Source organism: Mucilaginibacter sp., assembly GCF_036383575.1.
Taxonomy (GTDB): domain Bacteria; phylum Bacteroidota; class Bacteroidia; order Sphingobacteriales; family Sphingobacteriaceae; genus Mucilaginibacter.
In genome coordinates this window covers 1-3786 of sequence record NZ_DASVOB010000546.1, presented here as the reverse complement: position 1 = coordinate 3786, position 3786 = coordinate 1, and the positions used below count along the sequence as shown (strand labels likewise).

The following is a 3786-nucleotide window of genomic DNA, read 5'->3' as shown; positions in this document are numbered from 1 at the left end:
TTAAAGGTTGGCAAAAAATTAGGCCTAACTTCGCTGGCATTAGGATCGCGCCAATAAGCAGGTACACCTCCTATAACATAGCATCCCTGGCTTTTAAACCAATTGATCACGTCAAGGCAAACCGCTGCCGAAAATGGATGGTCATTATCATTAAAACCAAAGCCCCAGATACATACTACCGGTTTGCCATTCTGTTTGGCGTATGCCGATGAAGAGGTATATGCCGACATCTTGTTTGTCCAGTCTGTTTTAATTTCTGATTGCATGTTTGTCCAGCCGCCTACATCGTACATAATATAAAACTTACGTCCCGTAGCCTCGGCAGCGGTTTTTACCTTGGCAGTTATAGCATCCCGTACCGGACCTTCGCCTCCGGTTGGGTTAAAACGCTGCAGTGCCGCGCAATCAATGTTATTTTGCTGCATCCACTGAAACTGAACATTTACTGTTTGATCATTAAAGGATGAAAACAGTTTTGCGGGACTTCCATTGTTCAGGTTGGCAAAACCTGTTTGATAGGTGCTGGTGTACTCCCGTACATCGGGCCATGATTTAACGCCAATGTTATTGGAATTAGGTGCCTGGTTATTGGGGTTACACCAGTGCCACCACAAGTTAATAGGCGAACCATCGCCGATAGCAGCAAACCAGCCCTGGTAACCCACGGTAATTTTACCCACAACGTCGCCAACGGCCGAGGCAGCTGTTTTGAGTTTTGGCTGATTATTATTCAACGAGTTGGCCGGGTTACCCGCCAGTTCTTTTTTTGAGCAGGCGCTCACAATGCCTATGATAAGCGCACAGCTTAAAACATAAAGTTTTTTTAAGTTCATAATTTTAGATGTAATTTTTTGATAGATTGGTTTAATAAGAGTAGATACAGGAATAACCTGCAAAAAACCTACGGAGGTTTAAATACGGTAACGGGCATAAATAGCAATATTGGTTTAATGGTTTAACCGCAGCCATTTAGGGAAGGGCGTCGGTTTAATTGGTTGGGAGCAAATAAAGCCGATGCTATTAAAAAATACTTAATAAAAGCTTAATGATATTATGCTATAATTAACTAATGCTCAATATCAATTAAAAAATATTATAAAAACAAAAGCGGACGGCCATCTTACTGGTCGTCCGCTTTTAAATAGATTTATCGGTTTTATCTTATTACCACCACTTAAGCGGAAAAGTTATTTTATCAACCGAACTTACTACCGAATCAGGCTTAAAAGCATAATGGCTCAACTGGTCTTTACTGGCAATGCCGGATAATACGAGGATTGTTTTATAACCCATTTGTACACCACCCTGGATATCGGTTTCCATGGTATCGCCAATTACCGTTGTTTCGGCAGTTTCAAGGCCCAGGAATTTCCTTGCCGAGCGCATCATCACCGGGCTTGGTTTACCGGTTACAAATGCTTTACGACCGGTGGCTTCCTCAATCATGGCTGTTGTAGCTGCTATTCCTAAATTGTTCCAGCCGGGCTTTTTAGGAGAGGGGTCTCTGTTGGTGGTGATAAATTTGGCACCGGCCAGGATCATATCAACAGCACGCTGCACCATCTCTAAAGTAAAATTGCGGCCTTCACCTAAAACAACAAACTCAGGGTCGGAGTCAACAAGCGTGATTCCGTTTTCGTGTAAACTGGTTAGCAAGCCGCCTTCGCCCAGTACAAAAGCGGTACCATTAGGGCTTTGGTCGCCCAGAAATTTGCCGGTAGCCATGGCACTGGTGTAAACATGTTTTGTTTCAACAGTTATTCCCAACCTTTTAAGCTTGCGCACAACCTCAAGACTGGTACGCTGGCTGTTGTTGGTCATAAATGTGAACGGAATATCACTATCAATAAGATTTTTGATGAATTTATCAGCGCCATATATCAGTTCTTCGCCGCTGTAAATCACCCCATCCATATCAATTAAAAGGCCTTGTTTCATGTGGGTATAAAGTATTTAGTTTTTATTAGGTGAGTATATATTAAGCGCCTTCAAAAAAATCGATCAGGCCACCAAAGTAACTGTCGTTCCATCCGTCAACAATGTCGTTATAATCATCATCGGGGATATTGGTGTGTCTCAGCTCGGCCGAAGTGCCATGTTTATCAGCATGCAGCTTGATGGTTACGATAGAGTTATCGCTTTGCCCTTCAAAATACCATTGCTGTACAACTTTTTTATTGGGTTCAAACTCAATGTTTTTGCCTACAATGCTGCCATCCCACATCGAAAACTCAGTACCTGGCTCGGTCGACATTTCGGCAACCTCACCTGTCCAAAGTTCAATAGTAACGGGATTGGTTAAGGCCATATAGATCTCTTCGGGAGTGGCCGGTATGCTGTAATATTTTTTATAATCTTTCACCCACGCAATTTAGCTGAAATAATTTAAACCTTCACAGGGCCAATTGGCAAAACAGTTCTTCCGTAAACCTCATTCAATACATTGGCAATGCCTGTATAAATGGCGGAAGCGCCGCAAATAATGCCTTCGTAACCGGCCAGGTGTTTTATGCCTGCATTACCCGTAGCATCACCAGCTACTAATAGGAAAAATAATATGGTTAATGATGCAAAAACAAACTGCAAAGCGCGGTTGAGCCTTAACGTGCCAAAAAACAACAGGAAGGTAAATACACCCCAGATGCTCAGGTAAGCGATCATGGCGCCTTCAGATGGGGCAGTACCCCAGCCAAGCTTAGGCATTACCAATAAGCCAACTAATGAAAGCCAGAAAAATCCGTAGGAGGTAAATGCTGTTAGGCCGAAGGTGTTATTCTTTTTAGCTTCGATAACACCGGCGATAACCTGTGCCAGGCCGCCGTAAAATATGCCCATGGCTAAGATCATGGTGTTCATTTCAAAAAAGCCGGCGTTGTGGATGTTTAATAAAACGGTGGTCATACCGAAAGCACATAGGCCAAGCGGCGCCGGATTGGCAATGCCATCCTTCACCGGTACGGGTGTAGTAGGGATCATAGTAGGTTTTAGTTTATTTGGTTTGTACCGCAAGCTAACTGATTTATAAATATTAAGCAAGTTTTTCACAACCCTTAACTTACTTTTGCGTTAACTAAATACCTATGCAAAAATTAGTATTAATACGTCACGGTGAAAGCGTTTTTAACCAGCAAAACCGCTTTACCGGATGGGAAGATGTCGACCTGTCTGAAAAAGGCTACGAACAGGCCCACCATGCCGGTAAGATCCTCGATAAGAATGGCTATAACTTCGATATCGGTTTTACATCATACCTGAAGAGGTCAATCAAAACCCTCCATTATGTTTTGGAAGAACTTGATCACTTATGGATCCCCGTTGAAAAATCATGGCGGTTGAACGAACGCTTTTACGGGGCCCTACAGGGTTTGAACAAAGACGAAACCATAGCCAAATACGGAGAAGAGCAGGTGTTAAAATGGCGGCGCGACCCAAATGAGCATCCACCTGCCATAACCAAAGAAGATACACGCTATCCAGGCCACGATCTCAGGTATAAAGACTTAACCGAGCGCGAACTCCCCTTAACCGAAAACCTGAGCGAAACCATGGACCGGGTATTGCCATTTTGGAATGAAAGCATTGTTGCTGCCCTGCGCCGCAACCAAAAAGTTATTGTGGTGGCGCATGGCAACAGTCTTCGTTCGCTTATAAAATATATTGATAATTTAAATGATGAGGAAGTAACGGCGCTGGAAATCCCCACCGCTACTCCCTGGGTTTATGAACTTGATGGGGACTTAAACAGGATCAGGCATTATTACCTGGAATAATTTGCCCGCGGATCTT

4 protein-coding genes and 1 pseudogene are annotated in these 3786 nt (G+C 43.4%); 1 reads left to right on the top strand and 4 read right to left on the bottom strand.

What is annotated here, in order from left to right:
- From VF500_RS19435 to VF500_RS19420, 4 genes and pseudogenes are all read right to left on the bottom strand, one after another.
- Positions 1-833 (bottom strand): annotated as a pseudogene (locus VF500_RS19435) (hypothetical protein); the annotation flags it as partial.
- 331 nt (positions 834-1164) lie between these two features.
- On the bottom strand, positions 1165-1938 hold the full coding sequence (locus VF500_RS19430; protein WP_330861270.1) for an HAD-IIA family hydrolase: 774 nt from the start codon (positions 1936-1938) through the stop codon (positions 1165-1167).
- A 40-nt stretch (positions 1939-1978) separates the two neighbouring features.
- Complete coding sequence (locus VF500_RS19425) at positions 1979-2362, bottom strand: SRPBCC domain-containing protein (RefSeq protein ID WP_330861269.1); 384 nt, start codon at positions 2360-2362, stop codon at positions 1979-1981.
- 23 nt (positions 2363-2385) lie between these two features.
- On the bottom strand, positions 2386-2976 hold the full coding sequence (locus tag VF500_RS19420; RefSeq protein ID WP_330861268.1) for an acetate uptake transporter: 591 nt from the start codon (positions 2974-2976) through the stop codon (positions 2386-2388).
- A gap of 104 nt (positions 2977-3080) precedes the next feature.
- Here VF500_RS19420 and gpmA point away from each other — a divergent pair, with 104 nt between their 5' ends.
- Complete coding sequence (gene gpmA, locus VF500_RS19415; RefSeq protein WP_330861267.1) at positions 3081-3770, top strand: 2,3-diphosphoglycerate-dependent phosphoglycerate mutase; 690 nt, start codon at positions 3081-3083, stop codon at positions 3768-3770.
- The last annotated feature ends 16 nt before the right edge of the window (positions 3771-3786 follow it).

Excerpts from the sequence above, each read along its gene's own strand:
- gpmA (WP_330861267.1), top strand. The coding sequence starts at position 3,081 with ATGCAAAAATTAGTATTAATACGTCACGGTGAAAGCGTTTTTAACCAG.
- VF500_RS19430 (WP_330861270.1), bottom strand. The coding sequence starts at position 1,938 with ATGAAACAAGGCCTTTTAATTGATATGGATGGGGTGATTTACAGCGGC.
- VF500_RS19420 (WP_330861268.1), bottom strand. The coding sequence starts at position 2,976 with ATGATCCCTACTACACCCGTACCGGTGAAGGATGGCATTGCCAATCCG.